Here is a 677-nt window from a genome sequence, read left to right as displayed (position 1 = left end):
CCCCGCCCTCCGGTGCGGCCGTGCCCGCAGCGCCCGCGAAAGGCGCCAGCGGCAACCGCTACGCGCTCTGGGCCCTGGGGTTCGTGGCCGCGGCCGGCCTGCTGGGCAGCGTGTTGCTGTGGCAGCGCCTGAACACCATCCAGGAGCAGCTGGCGCGACAGACCGCCGACTCCGGCACCCAGGCCATCGAAGCCCGCACCCTCGCCCACCAGGCACTGGACGTCTCGCGCGAAACCGCAGCGCGGCTCACCGTGAACGAAACCCGCGTGAGCGAAGTGGCCCTGCAGCGCGCCCAGCTCGAGGAGCTGATGCAGAGCCTGTCGCGCTCGCGCGACGAGAACCTGGTGGTGGACATCGAATCCGGCATCCGCCTCGCTCAGCAGCAGGCCCAGCTGACCGGCAGCCTGGAGCCGCTGGTGGCCGCCCTCAAGAGCGCCAATCAGCGCATCGAACGCGCCGCCCAGCCTCGCCTCGCGCCCCTGTCGCGCGCCATCGGCCGCGACCTGGAGCGCATCGGCGCCGCCCAGGTGACCGACACCGCCGGCCTGCTCGCGCGGCTCGACGATCTGGTGCGGCAAGTGGACGAGCTGCCCCTGCAGAACGCCGTCGCCCCAGGCCGCGGCCACGCGCCGCATGAATGCCCAGGTGTCCGCGGGCGACGCCGCCGCGTCGCCCGC

Annotated in this window: 1 pseudogene; it reads left to right on the top strand. The window is 74.0% G+C overall.

Going from position 1 to position 677, the window contains the following annotated elements:
- Window positions 1-20: 20 nt before the first annotated feature.
- Window positions 21-677: pseudogene (locus AC27KI_RS26615) on the top strand (uroporphyrinogen-III C-methyltransferase); the annotation flags it as partial.

The organism is Acidovorax sp. KPB24-03, assembly GCF_057546605.1.
This window is presented reverse-complemented; position numbering and strand designations above follow the sequence as displayed.